Genomic DNA, 16453 nt, shown 5'->3' on the forward strand with positions numbered 1-16453 from the left:
CCGGCTGGCCCACCTGTCCCGACTGATCCGCGTAGCCCGACTGGCCTGCGTAGCCGGGGTGGTCTGCGTAGCCGGGGTGGCCCGCGTGGCCAGGTTGGCCAGGTTGGCCAGGGTGGCCCGCGTGCCCAGTCCGCTCTTCCTGCCCGGTCCGGGCCGGCTGGCCCGCGTCGCCCGGCTGGCTCGCGTAGCCCGCGTGGCCCAGGTCGCCCGGCTGGTCTGGCTGACCCGGATGGCCCAGCTGTCCGGTCCGGTCGTCCTGCACGGTCCGGTCCGGCTGCCCGGCCTGCTGCGTCTGCTGCTCGGCCTGCCGTTTGCTGCGCCGGAGCCCCATGGTGTGCCGCCTTCCGTGCCGGTCGACCACCCGGTGGTGATCGTGTCTCCGACGCTACGGAGGGTGCGGGGTCGGAACCATGGCGGGAGCTGGCGCACCGGTGGTGGGGGTAGCCCGACCAACGGCCGGAGGCACGGTCCCACCGGCCCGGGGGTGGACGGGGCCGCCAGCCGAGGGTGAACGGCCCACCAGCCCGAGGGTGGCGGGGCCTGCCTACCCGGGCATCTGGCGGGACCGGCCCAGGCACCGGCAGGTGCCGGGCACCGACACCGGGAAGAGGCCAGGTGCCTACCGGGTATCTGGCGGGACCGGCCCGAGGGGGGCGGGGCCTGCCTACCCCGGCTTCAGGCACCGGCAGGTGCCCGGCACCGACACCGGGAAGGGGACGGACACGGCTTCGGGCGGAGCTGGCGCGGGCGGCGGTGGCGACCGGACGCCGCCGGACGGAGTCCGGTGCAGCGCCGCGAAGTCCGCGGAGCGGTGCGAGCGGTGCGAGCGGTGCGTCGAAATGGTGGGCGGCGTGTTCTAGAAGGCCGCGCGGCGGATCAGGAGGAGGGCTCTGTCGTCGTTGACGTCCTTGGCCACCTTTTCGATCAGGTGCCAGGTCGCGCCCTCCCAGCCCGCGCCGACGTAGCGGTCGGCCTCGCCGGTGAGGCGGTCGATGCCCTCGCTGATGTCGCGGTCGGCCGTTTCGACCAGGCCGTCGGTGAAGAGCATCAGGACGTCGCCGGGGCGGAGGTTGCCGCGGGCGGGGGTGAACTCGGCGCCGTCGTAGACGCCGAGGAGCGGGCCCTCGCCGGTCTTCTCCTGCCAGCGGCCGGTGCCCGCGGAGAGCTGGAGGGCGGGCAGGTGGCCGGCGGAGAGGAGTTCGTAGTCGCCGGTCTCCAGGTCCAGGACGAGGTGGATGGAGGTGGCGAAGCCCTCGTCCCAGTCCTGGCGGAGGAGGTAGCCGTTGGCGGCCGGGAGGAAGCCGTGCGGGGGCAGGGCTCCGAGGAGGCCGCCGAAGGCGCCCGAGAGGAGGAGGGCTCGGGAGCCCGCTTCCATGCCCTTGCCCGAGACGTCGGTGAGGACGATCTCCAGGGTGCGGCCGCCGTTGGTGCGGGCGGCGACGACGAAGTCGCCGGAGAACGACTGGCCGCCCGCCGGGCGCAGGGCCATCTCCCGGTGCCAGCCGCGCGGCAGGGCGGGCAGTTTGCTCTGGACCCGGATGCGTTCGCGCAGGTCGAAGAGCATGGTGCCGCCGCGCCGCCAGGGCACGCCCACGCGGCTGCGGAACTGCGCGATGACCAGGCCGAAGAAGCCGCAGGCCGCGACGACGAGGACGGTGCCGGGGGTGACCCGCGCCGGACCTTGGGTGTAGGGGCCGAGGACGAGGGCCTCGACGATCAGCGCGGCCGCGGAGGCCGCGTAGAGGGCGAGCAGACTGGCGGGACGGAGCAGGAGCCCGCCCGCCACGATCGGCAGGACGAGCGCGGCCGGCGAGAACCAGACGGGCAGCATCAACGTGCCGCAGGCGATGGCCGGGATGGTCAGGAGCAGACCGCCGAAGGCCAGCCAGTCGGAGGCGTCGCCGCGGAAGTAGTCGACGGCGGATTTGCGCAGCGCCGTGCGCGCCCGGTGCCACATCATGCGGGACCGGGCCAGGAGGGACTCCACGTGTGCTCCGGCCATTGCTTCGGGACCCTATCCATCCTGGCTGTGCCCGCGCAGGGGTACCCCCTGAGATGGGCCCATCGGCAACCGAAAAGAGATCGACCGGGACGGATTGCCCTGATAGGGATGGCCGTATGGCTCTTGAGACGCGCGTATTGCAGTCGGACGAGTGGGACGTCTGGTACGACCAGCTGGAACTGGCGTTCGGTGGAGTGCCCGAAACCCCCGAGGAACGGGAGCTCTACCGGTCGCTGACGGAGACGGAGCGCTCCCTCGGCGTCTGGGACGGCGAGACCTGCGTCGCCACCGCCGGCGCCTTCTCCTTCCGGCTTTCCGTGCCGGGCGGGGCGCTCGTCCCCGCCGCCGGGGTGACGATGGTGGGCGTCTCCCCCACGCACCGCAGACGGGGTGTGCTCAGCTCCCTGATGCGCCGCCAGTTGGACGACTTCCGGGCGGGTGGTGAACCGATCGCCGTGCTGACGGCCTCGGAACCGGTCATCTACGGGCGCTTCGGCTACGGCACCGCCGCGTACTCGATGTCCGTGGAGATCGACAAGACCCGCGTACGGCTCTCCGTGCCGCCGGGCACCGACGACGTACGGCTGCGGCTGGTCGATCCGCGCAAGGCACTGGCCGACTGCGAGCGGGTCTACGCGGCCCTGCTCGCGGGCCGTCCCGGGATGCCGGCCCGGCAGCCCGGCTGGGAGCTGCAGGCGCTGCTCGACCCGGAGTCGATGCGGAACGGCGCCTCACCGCTGCGGTGCGTGGTCGCGGAGCGGGCGGACGGCGAGGTGGTCGGGTACGCCCGCTACCGGGTCAAGCCCGAGTGGGACCTGACCGGTTCGGACGGCCGGGTGGACGTGGCGGACCTCGACGCGCTCGACCCGGCGGCGTACGCGGCGCTGTGGCGTTACGTGTGCTCCATCGACCTGACGTGGACCGTGCGGGCCGTCAAGCGGCCGGCGGACGATGCCGTACTACACCTGGTCACCGATGTGCGGCGGAGCCAGGCGCGACTGCGCGACTCCCTGCACGTACGGATCGTGGACCTGCCGGCGGCGCTGACCGCGCGGGCCTACGGGGCTCCGCTCGACGTGGTGCTGGAGGTCGAGGACGCCTTCTGCGCGTGGAACGCGGGACGCTGGCGGCTGACCGCCGGCGCGGACGGGGCCGCGACGTGCACCCGGACGGAGGCCCCGGCCGACCTGGAGCTGTCGGTACGGGAGCTGGGCGCGGCCTATCTCGGCGGGGTGACCCTGAACTCCCTGGCCGCCGCCGGTCTGGTGCGCGAGCTGCGGTCGGGCGCCCTGGCCGGTGCCTCCCGCGCCTTCGCCGGGGACGTGGCCCCCTGGCTGCCGCACGGCTTCTAGCCCGGCCGGCCGCTTACCGGGACTGACACCCCGGGCACCAGAAGAGGTTGCGGGCGGCGAGACCGGCGGTGCGGATCTCGCCCCCGCAGATGTGGCAGGGCATGTTCGCCCTCCGGTAGACGTACACCTCGCCGCCGTGGTCGTCCACCCTCGGCGGGCGGCCCATGGCCTCGGGCAGGTGTTCGTCGCGCACGGTGTCGATGCGGTTGTTGCGCACGCCCTCGCGCATGAGGACGACGAGGTCTGCCCAGATGGCGTCCCATTCGGCGCGGGTGAGGTCCTTGCCGAGGCGGTAGGGGTCGATGCCGTGCCGGAAGAGGACCTCGGCGCGGTAGACGTTGCCGACGCCCGAGACGACCTTCTGGTCCATGAGCAGGGCGGCCACGGTGGTGCGGGAGCGGGAGATCCGGGCCCAGGCGGTGTCCGGGTCGTCGTCGCTCCGCAAGGGGTCCGGGCCGAGCCGGTCGTGTATCGCCTTCTTCTCGCCCTCGCCGATCAGCGCGCACGCGGTGGGGCCGCGCAGGTCGGCGTAGTGGTCCTCGTTCAGCAGCCGGAGCCGGACCGTCTCCGCGGCGGGCGGGGCCGGGGCGGTGCCGAAGCCGAGCTTGCCGAAGAGGCCGAGGTGGATGTGGATCCAGGCGTCGCCGAGTTCGAGGAAGAGGTGCTTGCCGTGCGCCTCGGCGGATTCCAGCTCGCGGCCGTCGAGCAGGGCCGCGCTCTCGGCGAACCGGCCCTGCGGACTGCTCACCCGGACCGGCCGGGCGGCGAAGCGCTCGGTGTGGTCCTCGGCGAGGCGGTGGATCGTATGCCCCTCGGGCACGGCGGTACTCCTAGGAAAAGAAAAACCGGCCGCGCCGCCCCGGAGGGCGTCGCGGCCGGAAGCGGTATCAGCCCTGCGGGTGGTGCGCCGGGATCGGGGGGAGCTCGCCGGTGGTCTCGTAGGCGGTGAGCATGTCGATCCGGCGGGTGTGGCGCTCCTCGTCGGAGTACGGCGTCTTCAGGAACGCGTCGATGAAGCTGACGACCTCGTCCTGGGTGTGCATGCGGCCGCCGACGGAGATGACGTTGGCGTTGTTGTGCTCGCGGCCGAGCTCGGCGGTCTGGACGCTCCACGCGAGGATGGCGCGGATGCCCTTGACCTTGTTCGCGGCGATCTGCTCGCCGTTGCCGGAGCCGCCGATCACGATGCCGAGGGAGCCGGCGTCCGCGGCGGTCTTCTCCGCGGCGCGGAGGCAGAACGGCGGGTAGTCGTCCACCGCGTCGTAGATGTGGGGCCCGCAGTCGACGGGCTCGTGGCCGTTGTTCTTGAGCCAGTCCACCAGGTGGTTCTTGAGCTCAAAGCCGGCATGGTCGGATCCGAGGTACACGCGCATGGTCCGAGTGTGGCACGAGCCGGGCCGGTGACCCGCCGCGGGGTGTCGCGTAAGTCACTTCTAAAGCTCAAGTAAACCCAAAGAACGCAGATGGGACACCGCGGGACCGAAGTCCTGGACGTTCGTCCCGAAGCAACGATCCGGATTGGGGTCTTCCGCCCTGCGTTCATCTCAGGTTTGAATGCCGGGGCTCGCCACCCGAGAACCTAAGGATCCGTTCATGAGCTCCACGACGACCCTTCAGAAGGAAGGCTCTCCCACCGGCAATCCCGGTGAAGGCCAGCCCTCCGACGGCCTGAAGGCCGGTCTCAAGAACCGCCACCTGTCCATGATCGCCATCGGCGGCGTCATCGGCGCCGGGCTCTTCGTCGGCTCCGGCGGCGGCATCGCCAAGGCCGGCCCCGCCATCCTGATCTCCTACGCGCTGGTCGGCGCGATGGTCGTCTTCGTCATGCGGATGCTGGGCGAGATGGCCGCCGCCAGCCCGAACTCCGGCTCCTTCTCCGCCTACGCCGACCGGGCGCTGGGCCGCTGGGCCGGTTTCTCCATCGGCTGGCTGTACTGGTTCTTCTGGGTCGTCGTCCTGGCCGTGGAGGCCACCGCCGGCGCCGTCATCCTCGAAGGCTGGGTCCCGGCCGTCCCGCAGTGGGCCTGGGCACTGATCGTGATGGCCGTGCTGACGGTCACCAACCTCGGCTCGGTCGCCTCGTACGGCGAGTTCGAGTTCTGGTTCGCGGGCATCAAGGTGGTCGCCATCGGCGGCTTCGTGATCATCGGCCTGCTGGCCGTCTTCGGCGTGCTGCCGGGCTCGGACAACCCGGGTGCGGGCTTCGCCCACCTCACCGACACGGGCGGCTTCATGCCGAACGGCTGGGGCTCGGTCCTCACCGGTGTGCTGATGGTCGTCTTCTCCTTCATGGGCAGCGAGATCGTCACGCTGGCCGCCGGCGAGTCCGAGGACCCGCGGCGCGCGGTCACCAAGGCCACCAACTCGGTGATCTGGCGCATCGGCGTCTTCTACTTGGGCTCGATCTTCATCGTGCTGACCCTGCTGCCGTGGAACGACAAGTCGATCGTCGACAAGGGCTCGTACGTCGCCGCCCTGGACTCGATCGGCATCGCGCACGCCGGCCAGATCATGAACGTGATCGTCCTGACGGCCGTCCTGTCCTGCCTGAACTCGGGCCTCTACACCGCCTCCCGCATGGCCTTCTCGCTGGGCGAGCGCGGTGACGCCCCGAAGGCCTTCGCCAAGGTGAACAAGCGCGGCGTGCCGATGGCGGCCATCCTCGGCTCGGTCGTCTTCGGCTTCGTCGCCGTCTACTTCAACTACGCCTTCAAGGACACGGTCTTCAGCTTCCTGCTGAACGCCTCGGGCGCGATCGCGCTGTTCGTGTGGCTGGTCATCTGCCTGACCCAGCTGCGGATGCGCGGGATCCTCATGCGCGAGGCCCCGGAGAAGGTCACGGTGAAGATGTGGCTCTTCCCGTACCTGACCTGGGCCACCGCCGCGATGATCACCTTCGTCCTCGGCTACATGGTCTACGACAAGGACAACCGCGAGACCGTCCTGCTGTCGCTGCTGGTCGCGGCCGTGGTGATCGCGATCGGCGTGGCACGCCAGCTGCGCCGCAAAGCCGCGCTGAAGGCCTCCACCTCCGCGTAGTCGCTCCGGACACGACGACAGCCCCGGACCGCGCAGTGCGGTCCGGGGCTGCCGTGCGAACGGGTCGGGCGCGGGGGTACGAGCGCTCACGCGCGGCCGAGCAGCTTCCAGGCGGCCGGCAGCAGGCCCATCGCCAGCGCCGCCTTGAGCGCGTCGCCGATCAGGAAGGGCGTCAGCCCGCCCGCGACGGCGGCGCCGAAGGACATCCCGGTGGACAGCGCGAGGTAGGGCACGCCGACGGCGTAGACGAGCGCGGAGCCCAGCACCATCGTGGCGGCGGTGCGCAGCACCGAGCGGTCGGCGCCGCGCCGCGCGAGGGCGCCGACGACCGTGGAGGCCAGCAGCATGCCGAGGACGTACCCGAAGGTCGCGCCGCCCGCGCCGGAGGAGCCGCCCGCGAACCACGGCACGCCGGCCATGCCGACCAGGGTGTAGAGGGCCAGCGAGAGGAAGCCGCGGCCGGCGCCCAGGGCGGTACCCACGAGCAGTGCGGCGAAGGTCTGCCCGGTGATCGGGGCGGCCAGGCCGTCGACGTGGACGGCGATCTGCGCGGCCAGACCGGTGAGCGCGGCTCCGCCGGCCACGAGCGCGATGTCGCGGACGCGGCTCGCGGGCAGCAGGTCGGCGAGGACGGCGCCGGGCCGGAAGGAGACGGAAGCAGTGCTCATCGGGGACTCCGCGGGAGGTGGGGGCGGCAGGGACGATCACCGACGTTAGTCCCGGGTCCCGGCTCCCATCAGGGTGGCCCGGAACAAAGCCGTACTCCCCGGTTTGGTGGGGAGTACACAAAGACCCCGCTCAACGCCCGAGTTGAAGTGATCCGCATCACGGGCAATGACGGCTGACACGTCCGTTTTGCGCGGATGGGCGCTCTCCGGAGAGACTGTAGGGTCCCTCCAACTGTCGCGGAGCCCCCGCCGCCGCCAGGCCCTAGAGAGTACGAGCACCCCTCATGCGCGACCTCCCGTCCGCCCCTCCCGGCACCACGGACGAACTCCCCCCGGAGCCCCTGAGCCACAGCCTCAAACAGCGCCACCTGACGATGCTGGGCCTCGGCGGCGTGATCGGCGCCGGGCTGTTCGTCGGCTCCGGCGTCGGCATCACCATCGCCGGTCCCGCGATCATCTGCTCGTACCTGCTCGCGGGCATCCTCGCGATGCTGGTGATGCGGGCGCTCGGCGAGATGTCGGCGGCGATGCCCGCCTCCGGCTCCTTCTCCGTCTACGCGGAGAAGGCGCTCGGCCGCTGGGCCGGCTTCTCGGCCGGCTGGCTGTACTGGTTCCTGCTCGTCGTGGTGCTGGCCGTGGAGGCGACCGCGGCGGCGAAGATCGCGAACGGCTGGCTGCCCTCGGTGGACCAGTGGGTCTGGGTGCTCCTCTTCATGGTGGTCTTCACCGTGAGCAACCTGGCCGCCGTGCGGAACTTCGGCGAGTTCGAGTTCTGGTTCGCGGCCCTCAAGGTCGGCGCGATCGTGCTGTTCCTGATCCTGGGCACGCTGGCCGTCTTCGGGCTGCTCCCGGACACCGACCCGATCGGGATGGCCAACCTGACCGGCCAGGGCGGCTTCTTCCCGAACGGCGCGAGCGGCGTGGTCGCCGGCATGCTGGCCGTCGTCTTCGCCTTCGGCGGCCTGGAGGTCGTCACCATCGCGGCCGCCGAGTCGGACGACCCGGCCCGGTCCGTCTCCCGCGCGGTGCGCAGCGCCGTGTGGCGCATCCTCTTCTTCTACGTCGGCTCGATGCTGGTCATCGTGACCCTGCTGCCGTGGGACTCGCTGGAGCCGGGCCAGAGCCCGTACGTGGCCGTCCTCGACTCGATCGGCATCGCGCACGCGGGCCAGATCATGGACGTCGTGATCTTCGTGGCCCTGCTGTCGGCGCTCAACGCGAACCTCTACGGGTCCTCGCGCATGGTGTTCTCGCTGGCGGAGCGGGGCGAGGCACCGAAGGCCCTGCTGAAGGTGTCGGGCAGTGGGGTGCCGCGCCGGGCGGTCGTCGCCTCGGTGGCCTTCGGCTTCTTCTCGGTCGTGCTGAACCTGCTGTGGCCGGACACGATCTTCCTCTACATGCTCAACGCGGTCGGCGCGGTGCTGATCTTCGTGTGGGCCCTGATCGCGGTCTCGCAGCTGAAGCTGCGCAGGAAGATCGAGCGGGACATGCCGGAGCGGCTGACGCTGCCGATGTGGCTGTTCCCGTACGCGACGTGGGCGGCGCTGATCGGGATGGCCACGGTGCTGGTCCTGATGCTGTTCGACGATTCGGCGCGGCCGCAGCTGCTGTGGTCATCGGGGGCCGCGGCCGCGGTGCTGCTGGTGGCGTGGGTCCGGGAGATCCGGGCCAAGCGGTCTTGACTCCACCTCGTTCGCGGAACGGGCCCGGGACTTCGGTCCCGGGCCCGTTCTGTTGCGCGGGCGGACGATCACGTCGGGTGAAACGGGTGTCCGTATGATGGACATAAAGCGTCCGATTATCGGACGGTGGGCAGACTGGCCCCCATGAGCCAGAGCACCATCACCCCTCCTGAGCAGCAGCAGAGCCCGGCGCGGCCCGAAGCCGGATCGCCCCTCGGCAACGGACTCAAGCAGCGCCACCTTTCGATGATCGCCCTCGGCGGGGTCATCGGCGCGGGCCTCTTCGTCGGCTCCGGCGCCGGCATCGCGGCCGCCGGTCCCTCGATCGTGCTCGCGTACGCCGCTTCCGGGCTGCTCGTGATGTTCGTGATGCGCATGCTCGGCGAGATGTCCGCCGCGAACCCCTCCTCCGGCTCCTTCTCGGTGCACGCGGAGCGGGCCATCGGCCCGTGGGCCGGTTTCACCGCCGGCTGGATGTTCTGGACCCTGCTCTGCGTGGGCGTGGCCATCGAGGCCATCGGCGCGGCGCACATCATGACGGGCTGGTTCCCGGGCACCCCCTCGTGGATGTGGGTGCTGGCCTTCATGGCGATGTTCTGCGGCTCCAACCTGGCCGCCGTCTCCAACTTCGGCGAGTTCGAGTTCTGGTTCGCCGCCCTGAAGATCGGCGCGATCGGCCTCTTCCTGGGCCTGGGCGTGCTGGCCGTGCTCGGCGTGCTGCCCGGCACCGGCTCCCCCGGCGCCGCCAACCTGCTGCACGACGGCGGCTTCCTGCCCAACGGGATGGACGGGCTGCTGGTCGGCCTGCTCGCCTCCGTGGTCGCGTACGGCGGGCTGGAGACGGTGACCATCGCGGCCGCCGAGTCCGACAACCCGGTCCGGGGCGTCGCCAAGGCCGTGAAGACCACCATGTGGCGGATCGCGATCGTCTACGTCGGCTCGATGCTGGTCATCGTCACGCTGCTGCCGTGGAACGACCCCGCGGTCACCACCGACGGCCCGTACGCGGCCACCCTGGACCACCTGGGCATCCCGCACGCCGGCCAGGTCATGAACGTGGTCATCCTGATCGCCCTGCTGTCCGCGATGAACGCGAACATCTACGGCTCCTCCCGCATGGCCTACTCCCTTGTCTCCCGCGGCCAGGGCCCCAAGGCGCTGGGCAAGCTCTCCGGCCGGGTGCCGCGCCGGGCGGTGCTCGCCTCCTCCGGCTTCGGCTTCGTCACCGTGCTGCTGTCGTACTGGTACCCGGACACCCTCTTCGCCTGGCTGCTGAACATGGTCGGCGGCGTCATCATCGTCGTCTGGGGCTTCATCGCCGTCTCGCAGTTCGTGCTGCGGCGCCGGACGGAGCGCGAGGCCCCCGAGAAGCTGGTCGTGAAGATGTGGGGCTTCCCCTATCTGACCTGGGTCGCGCTGGCCGGGCTCGTCGGGGTCCTGGTCCTGATGGCCATGGGCGACGACACCCGGACCCAGCTCGTCTTCACCGGCGGCCTGACGGTGGCTCTGGCCGCCACCGGCTACGCCCTCCAGCGCCGGGCGGCGGCGCGCGAAGCCGCGTAACACCCGCCGTACGGCGGCCCGGAGGCCGGACTCATGCGATCGCATGGGTCCGGCCTCCGGCGTTCCGGAGGTCCCGACAAGTGAGGCGACCCTTATGAGAATCGAGGAATAGATGCTGCTAGCGTGCAGTTGCGCATTGATTGCAATAAGCAGTTGGCACGCCGAGGGGACCGGATAACACGCATGGCCATTTACACGCTTCCTGAGCTTCCGTACGACTACGCGGCGCTCGAGCCGGTGATCAACCCGCAGATCATCGAGCTGCACCACGACAAGCACCACGCGGCTTACGTCACGGGCGCCAACAACACGCTGGAGCAGCTGGCGGAGGCGCGCGACAAGGAGAACTGGGGCGCGCTGAACGGCCTGGAGAAGAACCTGGCCTTCCACCTCTCCGGCCACATCCTGCACAGCATCTACTGGCACAACATGGCCAGCCCGAAGACCGGCGAGGGCGGCGGCGAGCCCACCGCGGCCGACGGCCTGGGCGACCTGACCGACGCGATCACCGAGTCCTTCGGCTCCTTCGCGAAGTTCAAGAAGCAGCTGACCTTCGCCGCCTCCGCGACCCAGGGCTCCGGCTGGGGCGTGCTGGCGTACGAGCCGGTCAGCGGCCGCCTCGTCGTCGAGCAGGTCTACGACCACCAGGGCAACGTGGGCATCGCGAGCACCCCGGTCCTGGTCTTCGACGCCTGGGAGCACGCCTTCTACCTTCAGTACAAGAACCAGAAGGTGGACTTCATCGAGGCGATGTGGAACGTCGTCAACTGGCAGGACGTGGCCAAGCGCTACGCCGACGCCAAGGCGAACACCCCGCTGCTGATCCCTGCCAAGGGCTGATCAGCGCCACCAAGCCGTCCGCCTCGTGATCGTCTTCTCAACCTTCACTTGCGGGCGTGTCCACCAGAAGGCCCCCGCGAGGACGTGACTCGCGGGGGCCTTCTGCGTCCGCGCAGTCGACGAGTCCGTCCACCTCGCCGACCACCGTGAACTCCCGTGCCAGCCCGGTCTCGTGGAGCCGCGCGAAGGGGGTGAAGGGGACGCCGAACTCCGACTCCCCGCGGTCGAAGTTCCAGCTCTTGTGCACCTGGAAGCGGTAGTCGCTCACCACGGAGCCGTCCTCGTGGACCCGTACCGTGCCGCTGATCCGGTACTGGGCCCCGCGCAGCGCCAGCCACCAGTCCGCGCTGCCGCCCTCGCGGGCGCGCCGGGTGATCAGCACCCCGCGCCAGCCGCTGTCCGCCGCGTACGCGCCGGGCTCGCCGAGCACCCGCGCGGCCTCCCGCCACTCGCGCAGGCGCAGGTCCACGTCCTCCCGTACGGCGGGCACGGCGAGCAGGGCCCGCGCGTCGACCCGGTACGGGCGGCCCGTGCCCCGGAGGTAGTGGCGCAGGGTGCCGGCGGCATGGCGGACCCCGAGGGCCGACCACAGCGGGGGCACCGCGACGCAAGCTGCCCGCAGCACCCGGTCTCGGGGGCGTGCGGGCAGGCTGGCGTGCGCGGCATTGTCGTTCGGTATCGCGGGCTCCGCCCGGCCGCCGCTGCGGCCGAGCGGTTCCTCCCGTGTCGGGCTAGTCCCCATAGGGGGACGTTAAGGGAGGAACCGGACCCCTGCTAGTCGGGACGGTCGGGCCGGCAGGGCCGGTCGGACTAGTCGAAGATCGGGCCCTGCGTGCGGGTGCGCTTGATCTCGTAGAAGCCCGGGGTGGAGGCGACGAGCAGGGTGCCGTCCCAGAGGCGGGCGGCGGCCTCGCCGCGCGGGGCGGGGGTGACGACCGGGCCGAAGAAGGCGACCTCTTCGCCGTCGGCGCCGGGCACCGAGATGACCGGGGTGCCGACCTCCTGGCCGACGCGGTTGATGCCGTCATTGTGGGAGTCGCGCAGGACCTCGTCGTACTCGTCGGAGTCCGCGTAGTGGATCAGCTCGGCGGGCAGGCCCACCTCGTCCAGGGCCTCGGCGATCGCCTCGCGGGTCGGGCCCGTCGCCTGGTTGTGGAAGCGGGTGCCGAGAGCGGTGTAGAGCTTGCCGGTGACCTCGTCGCCGAACTTCTGCTGGGCGGCGACGACCACGCGCACGGGGGCCCAGCCCTTGGGGCCGAGCAGTTCGCGGTAGCGCTCGGGCAGTTCGTCGAGCTTGTTCTCGTTCAGGACCGCGAGGCTCATCACGTGCCAGCGGACTTCCACGTCACGGACCTTCTCGACCTCCAGCATCCAGCGGGACGTCATCCAGGCCCAGGGGCAGAGCGGGTCGAACCAGAAGTCGACAGCGGTCTTCTCGCGCACCTGGGTGTCAGCCATGTCTCTCCTCAGATCGGAACGTTCCTCCCTGCCCAACGGCTCCGACCGCACGCGCATTCCCCCGTGGGAGGATTCTGTCAGGTATCGCGATCACGCACGAAGGAGTGCACGTGCCCGGAGAGAATCTGTCCCGTGACGAGGCCCGCGAGCGGGCCGAGCTGCTGTCCGTCGACGGGTACGAGGTGGTCCTCGACTTGAGGTCCGCGGTGGACGAGGCCGAACCGGCCGACGGCCCCAGGACCTTCCGTTCGGTGACCACCGTCCGCTTCCGCGCCGCCGCTCCGGGAGCATCGAGCTTCGCGGACCTCCTCGCGCCCCGGGTGAACGCCGTGACCCTCAACGGGCTCGCGCTGGACCCGGCCGTCGTCTTCGACGGCACGCGGATCGCCCTGGACGGGCTGGCCTCCGAGAACGTGCTCGTGGTCGACGCCGACTGCGCGTACAGCCGGACCGGCGAGGGCATGCACCGCTTCGTGGACCCGGAGGACGGCGAGGTCTACCTCTACACGCAGTACGAGCCGGCCGACGCCCGCCGGGTGTACGCGAACTTCGAGCAGCCCGACCTCAAGGCCCCGTACCGCTTCGAGGTGACCGCGCCCGAGGGCTGGCAGGTCTGGAGCAACGGGGTCGAGGAGTCCCGCGAGGGGCAGACCCGGCGCTTCGCCGAAACCGCGCCGATCTCCACGTACATCACGTGCGTGGTGGCGGGGCCGTACCACTACGTCACGGACTCCTACACCCGCGGGGACCTGACGATCCCGCTGGGCGCGATCTGCCGCAAGGGGCTGGCGAAGCACTTCGACGCGGACGACGTCTTCCTCGTCACGAAGCAGGGCTTCGACCTCTTCCACGAGATCTTCGACTACCCGTACCCCTTCGGGAAGTACGACCAGGCCTTCGTGCCGGAGTACAACCTCGGCGCGATGGAGAACCCGGGGATGGTGACCTTCCGGGAGGAGTACATCTTCCGCGGGAAGGTCACGCAGGCCTCGTACGAGCGGCGCGCGAACACGATCCTGCACGAGATGGCGCACATGTGGTTCGGCGACCTGGTCACCATGAAGTGGTGGGACGACCTGTGGCTGAAGGAGTCCTTCGCGGACTTCATGGGCTCCTTCGGACTGGTCGAGGCCACCCGCTTCGACCAGGCCTGGGTCACCTTCGCCAACAGCCGCAAGGCGTGGGCCTACCGGGCCGACCAGCTGCCGTCCACGCACCCGATCACGGCCGACATCCGTGACCTGGAGGACGCGAAGCTGAACTTCGACGGCATCACCTACGCCAAGGGCGCGGCGGTGCTCAAGCAGCTCGTGGCGTACGTGGGCCGGGACGCCTTCCTGGAAGGGGCGCGGCGCTACTTCAAGGCGAACGCCTACGGGAACACCACCCTGGACGATCTGCTGTCGGTGCTCGCGGACGTCTCCGGGCGGGACATGGCCGAATGGTCGCGGGCCTGGCTGCAGACGGCCGGCGTGAACGCGCTGACCCCGGTGGTGACCTGTGACGCGGGCGGCCGGATCACCGAGCTGGCGGTGGTCCAGGACGGCGACGAGCTGCGCCCGCACCGGGTCGCGGTGGGCCTGTACCGCCTGGACCCGGACGGCGCGCTGGTGCGCTACGCGCGGTCCGAGGCGGACGTCGCGGGGGCCCGCACGGTCATCGGCGAGCTGACCGGGCAGGAGAAGCCCGCGCTGGTGCTCGTCAACGACGAGGACCTGACGTACTGCAAGATCCGCTTCGACGAGGCCTCGCTGGCCTCGCTGCGCTCGCACCTGGGCTCGGTGACGGACCCGCTGAGCCGCGCGCTGTGCTGGTCGGCGCTGTGGAACCTGACGCGCGACGGGCTGATGCCGGCGCGGGACTTCGTCTCGCTCGTGGTGGCCCACGCGGGCCGGGAGACGGACGTGGGCGTCCTGCAGATGCTGCACGCGCAGGCGCTGACCGCGGTCGGCAGCTACGCGGCGCCCGACTGGCGGGAGCAGGGCGGCAAGGTGCTCGCGGCGTGCGCGCTGCAGGAACTGCGGTTCGCGGAGCCGGGGTCGGAGCACCAGCTCACCTGGGCCCGCTTCTTCGCGGCGGGCGCGGCGACCGAGGGCGACTTCCAGCTGCTGCTGGGGCTGCTGGAGGGTTCGGCGCGGATCGACGGGCTGGAGGTGGACCAGGAGCTGCGTTGGGACTTCCTGCTGCCGCTGGCCGCGCACGGGGCGATCGGCGAGGAGGTCATCGCGGCGGAACTGACGCGGGACGACACGGCGTCGGGCAAGCGGCACCAGGTCCGGTGCCTGGCGGCTCGGCCGTCGGCGGCGGTCAAGGACCAGGCGTGGGCCGCGGTGGTGGAGTCGGACGCGCTGTCGAACGCGCTGGTCGAGGCGACGATCGCGGGGATGCAGCGGCCTTCGCAGCGGGGCCTGCTCGCGCCGTACGCGAAGCCCTACTTCGCCGCCATCGAGCGGATCTGGGCCGACCGGTCGATCCAGATCGGCATGGACGTGGTGCGGGGGCTGTACCCGTCGCTGCAGGACTCGCAGGCGACGCTCGACGCGACGGACGCGTGGCTCGACGCCCACGCGGATGCCGCGCCCGCGCTGCGCCGCCTGGTCCTCGAGTCGCGGGACGACCTGGCGCGGGCGCTGCGTGCGCAGGCGTGTGACGTGGCGGCGGGCTAGCACTGCGGGGCTGCGCCCCCGGACCCCGCGCCTCAAACGCCGGCGAGGCTGAATTCTTCGGCCTCGCCGGCGTTCGCGTGCCGGGAAACGGTGCGCAGCCTGGTCAGCGGCCTATGCCATCGGCAGTCGAACGTCCGTACTTTAGCCCCAGCTTGTCCCGATTTGCCGACGGATGTGTAACAGGGGTTAGCGAGGCCATGGCCTGAGGGAATCTCAGCGTCATGAACCACAACGCACCCCTCCCCCTCGCCCACCTCACCGACAACCGCCCCCGCGTGCTGTCGCTGACCCAGCTCCGTGAGCACGGGGTCTCCGCCTCCGACGCCGCCGAGCGGTCCTGGCAGCAGATCCTGCCGGGGGTGTTCCTGCTCCATTCCGGGCCCGCGACGAGCGAGGAGCGGCTGCACGCGGCGCTCCTGTACGCGGGGCGCCGCGGGGACGAGGTCATGATCACGGGACTGGCCGCCCTCGCCCTGTACCGGTTCTCCTCCGCCCCCGCCCTGCTCGGCCTCCCGCAGATCGACGTGCTCGTCCCGAACACCCGCCGGCTGCGTTCCGCCGGACAGGTCCGCATCGTGCGGGCGCACACCCCGCCCCGGCCGGTGGAGGTCACCGGACTGCCCGTCGCCCCCGTGGCCCGTGCCGTCGCCGACGCCGTCGCCCACCTCTCCGACGCCGGTACGGTCCGCCGCCTGCTCAGCGAAGCCGTCCGCGGCGGGCACTGCGAACCGGCCGCCGTGGTGCGGGAGCTGACGGTGGCCCGGCTGCTGAACCGCCCGCACGTGGTGGACGCCGTCGAATCGCTGCTCGCCGAGGGCCGGGCCATCGCCGAGGACCGGCTGTACCAGCTCGTACGGGGCTACGAACTCCCCGAGCCCGTCTGGAACGTGGACCTGCGGCTGCCCGGCGGCCCCCACCTGGGCGGGGTCGACGCGTACTGGCCGGAGCAGGCGGTGGCCCTGGAGATCGACACCCGGGCCCCGCGCCAGGGAGAGGACGAGGCGTGGGAGGAGTCCGTCCGCAAGCGGGAGACCCTGGAGCGGTGCGGGGTGACCGTCCTGCACATCACCCCGCGCAAGCTCCGCGACTGGCCCGAGCAGCAGGCGGCGGTCGTGCGGACCGCCCTGACGGCGTCCGCCGACCGCGAGCCCGCCGCCTACCTCGTCGTCCTGCCCCGGTGAGG

The 16453-nt window shown here is 71.2% G+C and carries 13 protein-coding genes and 1 pseudogene; 8 read left to right on the forward strand and 6 right to left on the reverse strand.

Annotation, left to right across the window (positions count from 1 at the left end):
- Positions 1–511: pseudogene (locus ACFYYB_RS10610) on the forward strand (hypothetical protein); the annotation flags it as partial.
- A gap of 345 nt (positions 512–856) precedes the next feature.
- On the opposite strand, the gene ACFYYB_RS10615 reads toward ACFYYB_RS10610, so the two are convergent.
- Positions 857–2002 (reverse strand): PP2C family protein-serine/threonine phosphatase, encoded by a 1146-nt coding sequence (locus tag ACFYYB_RS10615; protein ID WP_389434533.1) that lies wholly within the window; start codon positions 2000–2002, stop codon positions 857–859.
- Between the two features lie 116 nt (positions 2003–2118).
- On the opposite strand from ACFYYB_RS10615, the gene ACFYYB_RS10620 reads away from it, so the two are divergent.
- The gene (locus ACFYYB_RS10620; RefSeq protein ID WP_389434534.1) at positions 2119–3354 is read left to right on the forward strand and encodes a GNAT family N-acetyltransferase; all 1236 of its coding nucleotides are present in this window, start codon (positions 2119–2121) and stop codon (positions 3352–3354) included.
- 13 nt (positions 3355–3367) lie between these two features.
- Here the strand turns inward: ACFYYB_RS10620 and ACFYYB_RS10625 are convergent, their stop codons facing one another.
- Together ACFYYB_RS10625 and ACFYYB_RS10630 are read right to left on the reverse strand one after the other, a co-directional pair.
- Positions 3368–4174 (reverse strand): Fpg/Nei family DNA glycosylase, encoded by an 807-nt coding sequence (locus ACFYYB_RS10625; RefSeq protein ID WP_389434535.1) that lies wholly within the window; start codon positions 4172–4174, stop codon positions 3368–3370.
- A 67-nt stretch (positions 4175–4241) separates the two neighbouring features.
- Positions 4242–4727 carry a ribose-5-phosphate isomerase gene (locus ACFYYB_RS10630; RefSeq protein WP_389434536.1) on the reverse strand — a complete coding sequence of 162 codons (486 nt, stop codon included), beginning with the start codon at positions 4725–4727 and terminating at the stop codon, positions 4242–4244.
- A 220-nt stretch (positions 4728–4947) separates the two neighbouring features.
- Between ACFYYB_RS10630 and ACFYYB_RS10635 the strand changes: the two genes are divergently transcribed.
- Positions 4948–6393, forward strand: a complete 1446-nt coding sequence (locus ACFYYB_RS10635) for an amino acid permease (protein WP_389434537.1) — start codon at positions 4948–4950, stop codon at positions 6391–6393.
- Between the two features lie 86 nt (positions 6394–6479).
- On the opposite strand, the gene ACFYYB_RS10640 is transcribed toward ACFYYB_RS10635, so the two are convergent.
- Positions 6480–7061, reverse strand: a complete 582-nt coding sequence (locus tag ACFYYB_RS10640) for a biotin transporter BioY (protein ID WP_389434538.1) — start codon at positions 7059–7061, stop codon at positions 6480–6482.
- 284 nt (positions 7062–7345) lie between these two features.
- On the opposite strand from ACFYYB_RS10640, the gene ACFYYB_RS10645 reads away from it, so the two are divergent.
- The 3 genes from ACFYYB_RS10645 to ACFYYB_RS10655 all read left to right on the forward strand — a co-directional run bounded on the left by ACFYYB_RS10645 (position 7346) and on the right by ACFYYB_RS10655 (position 11146).
- Complete coding sequence (locus ACFYYB_RS10645; RefSeq protein ID WP_389434539.1) at positions 7346–8743, forward strand: amino acid permease; 1398 nt, start codon at positions 7346–7348, stop codon at positions 8741–8743.
- Positions 8744–8887: 144 nt separating this feature from the next.
- Complete coding sequence (locus tag ACFYYB_RS10650; protein WP_389434540.1) at positions 8888–10306, forward strand: amino acid permease; 1419 nt, start codon at positions 8888–8890, stop codon at positions 10304–10306.
- Between the two features lie 183 nt (positions 10307–10489).
- Entirely contained in the window at positions 10490–11146 is a 657-nt protein-coding gene (locus ACFYYB_RS10655) for a superoxide dismutase (RefSeq protein WP_274553304.1), read from the forward strand.
- Positions 11147–11183: 37 nt separating this feature from the next.
- On the opposite strand, the gene ACFYYB_RS10660 is transcribed toward ACFYYB_RS10655, so the two are convergent.
- On the reverse strand, positions 11184–11888 hold the full coding sequence (locus ACFYYB_RS10660) for a hypothetical protein (RefSeq protein WP_389434541.1): 705 nt from the start codon (positions 11886–11888) through the stop codon (positions 11184–11186).
- A 68-nt stretch (positions 11889–11956) separates the two neighbouring features.
- Positions 11957–12604, reverse strand: coding sequence for a DsbA family protein (locus ACFYYB_RS10665; RefSeq protein WP_389434542.1), 648 nt, complete (start codon positions 12602–12604; stop codon positions 11957–11959).
- A gap of 110 nt (positions 12605–12714) precedes the next feature.
- Between ACFYYB_RS10665 and pepN the strand changes: the two genes are divergently transcribed.
- Together pepN and ACFYYB_RS10675 are read left to right on the forward strand one after the other, a co-directional pair.
- Entirely contained in the window at positions 12715–15270 is a 2556-nt protein-coding gene (gene pepN / locus ACFYYB_RS10670; RefSeq protein ID WP_389434544.1) for an aminopeptidase N, read from the forward strand.
- 221 nt (positions 15271–15491) lie between these two features.
- Entirely contained in the window at positions 15492–16451 is a 960-nt protein-coding gene (locus ACFYYB_RS10675) for a hypothetical protein (RefSeq protein ID WP_389434545.1), read from the forward strand.
- Positions 16452–16453: the final 2 nt, after the last annotated feature.

It is taken from the genome of Streptomyces sp. NPDC002886 (assembly GCF_042888445.1).
Classification (GTDB): Bacteria; Actinomycetota; Actinomycetes; order Streptomycetales; family Streptomycetaceae; genus Streptomyces.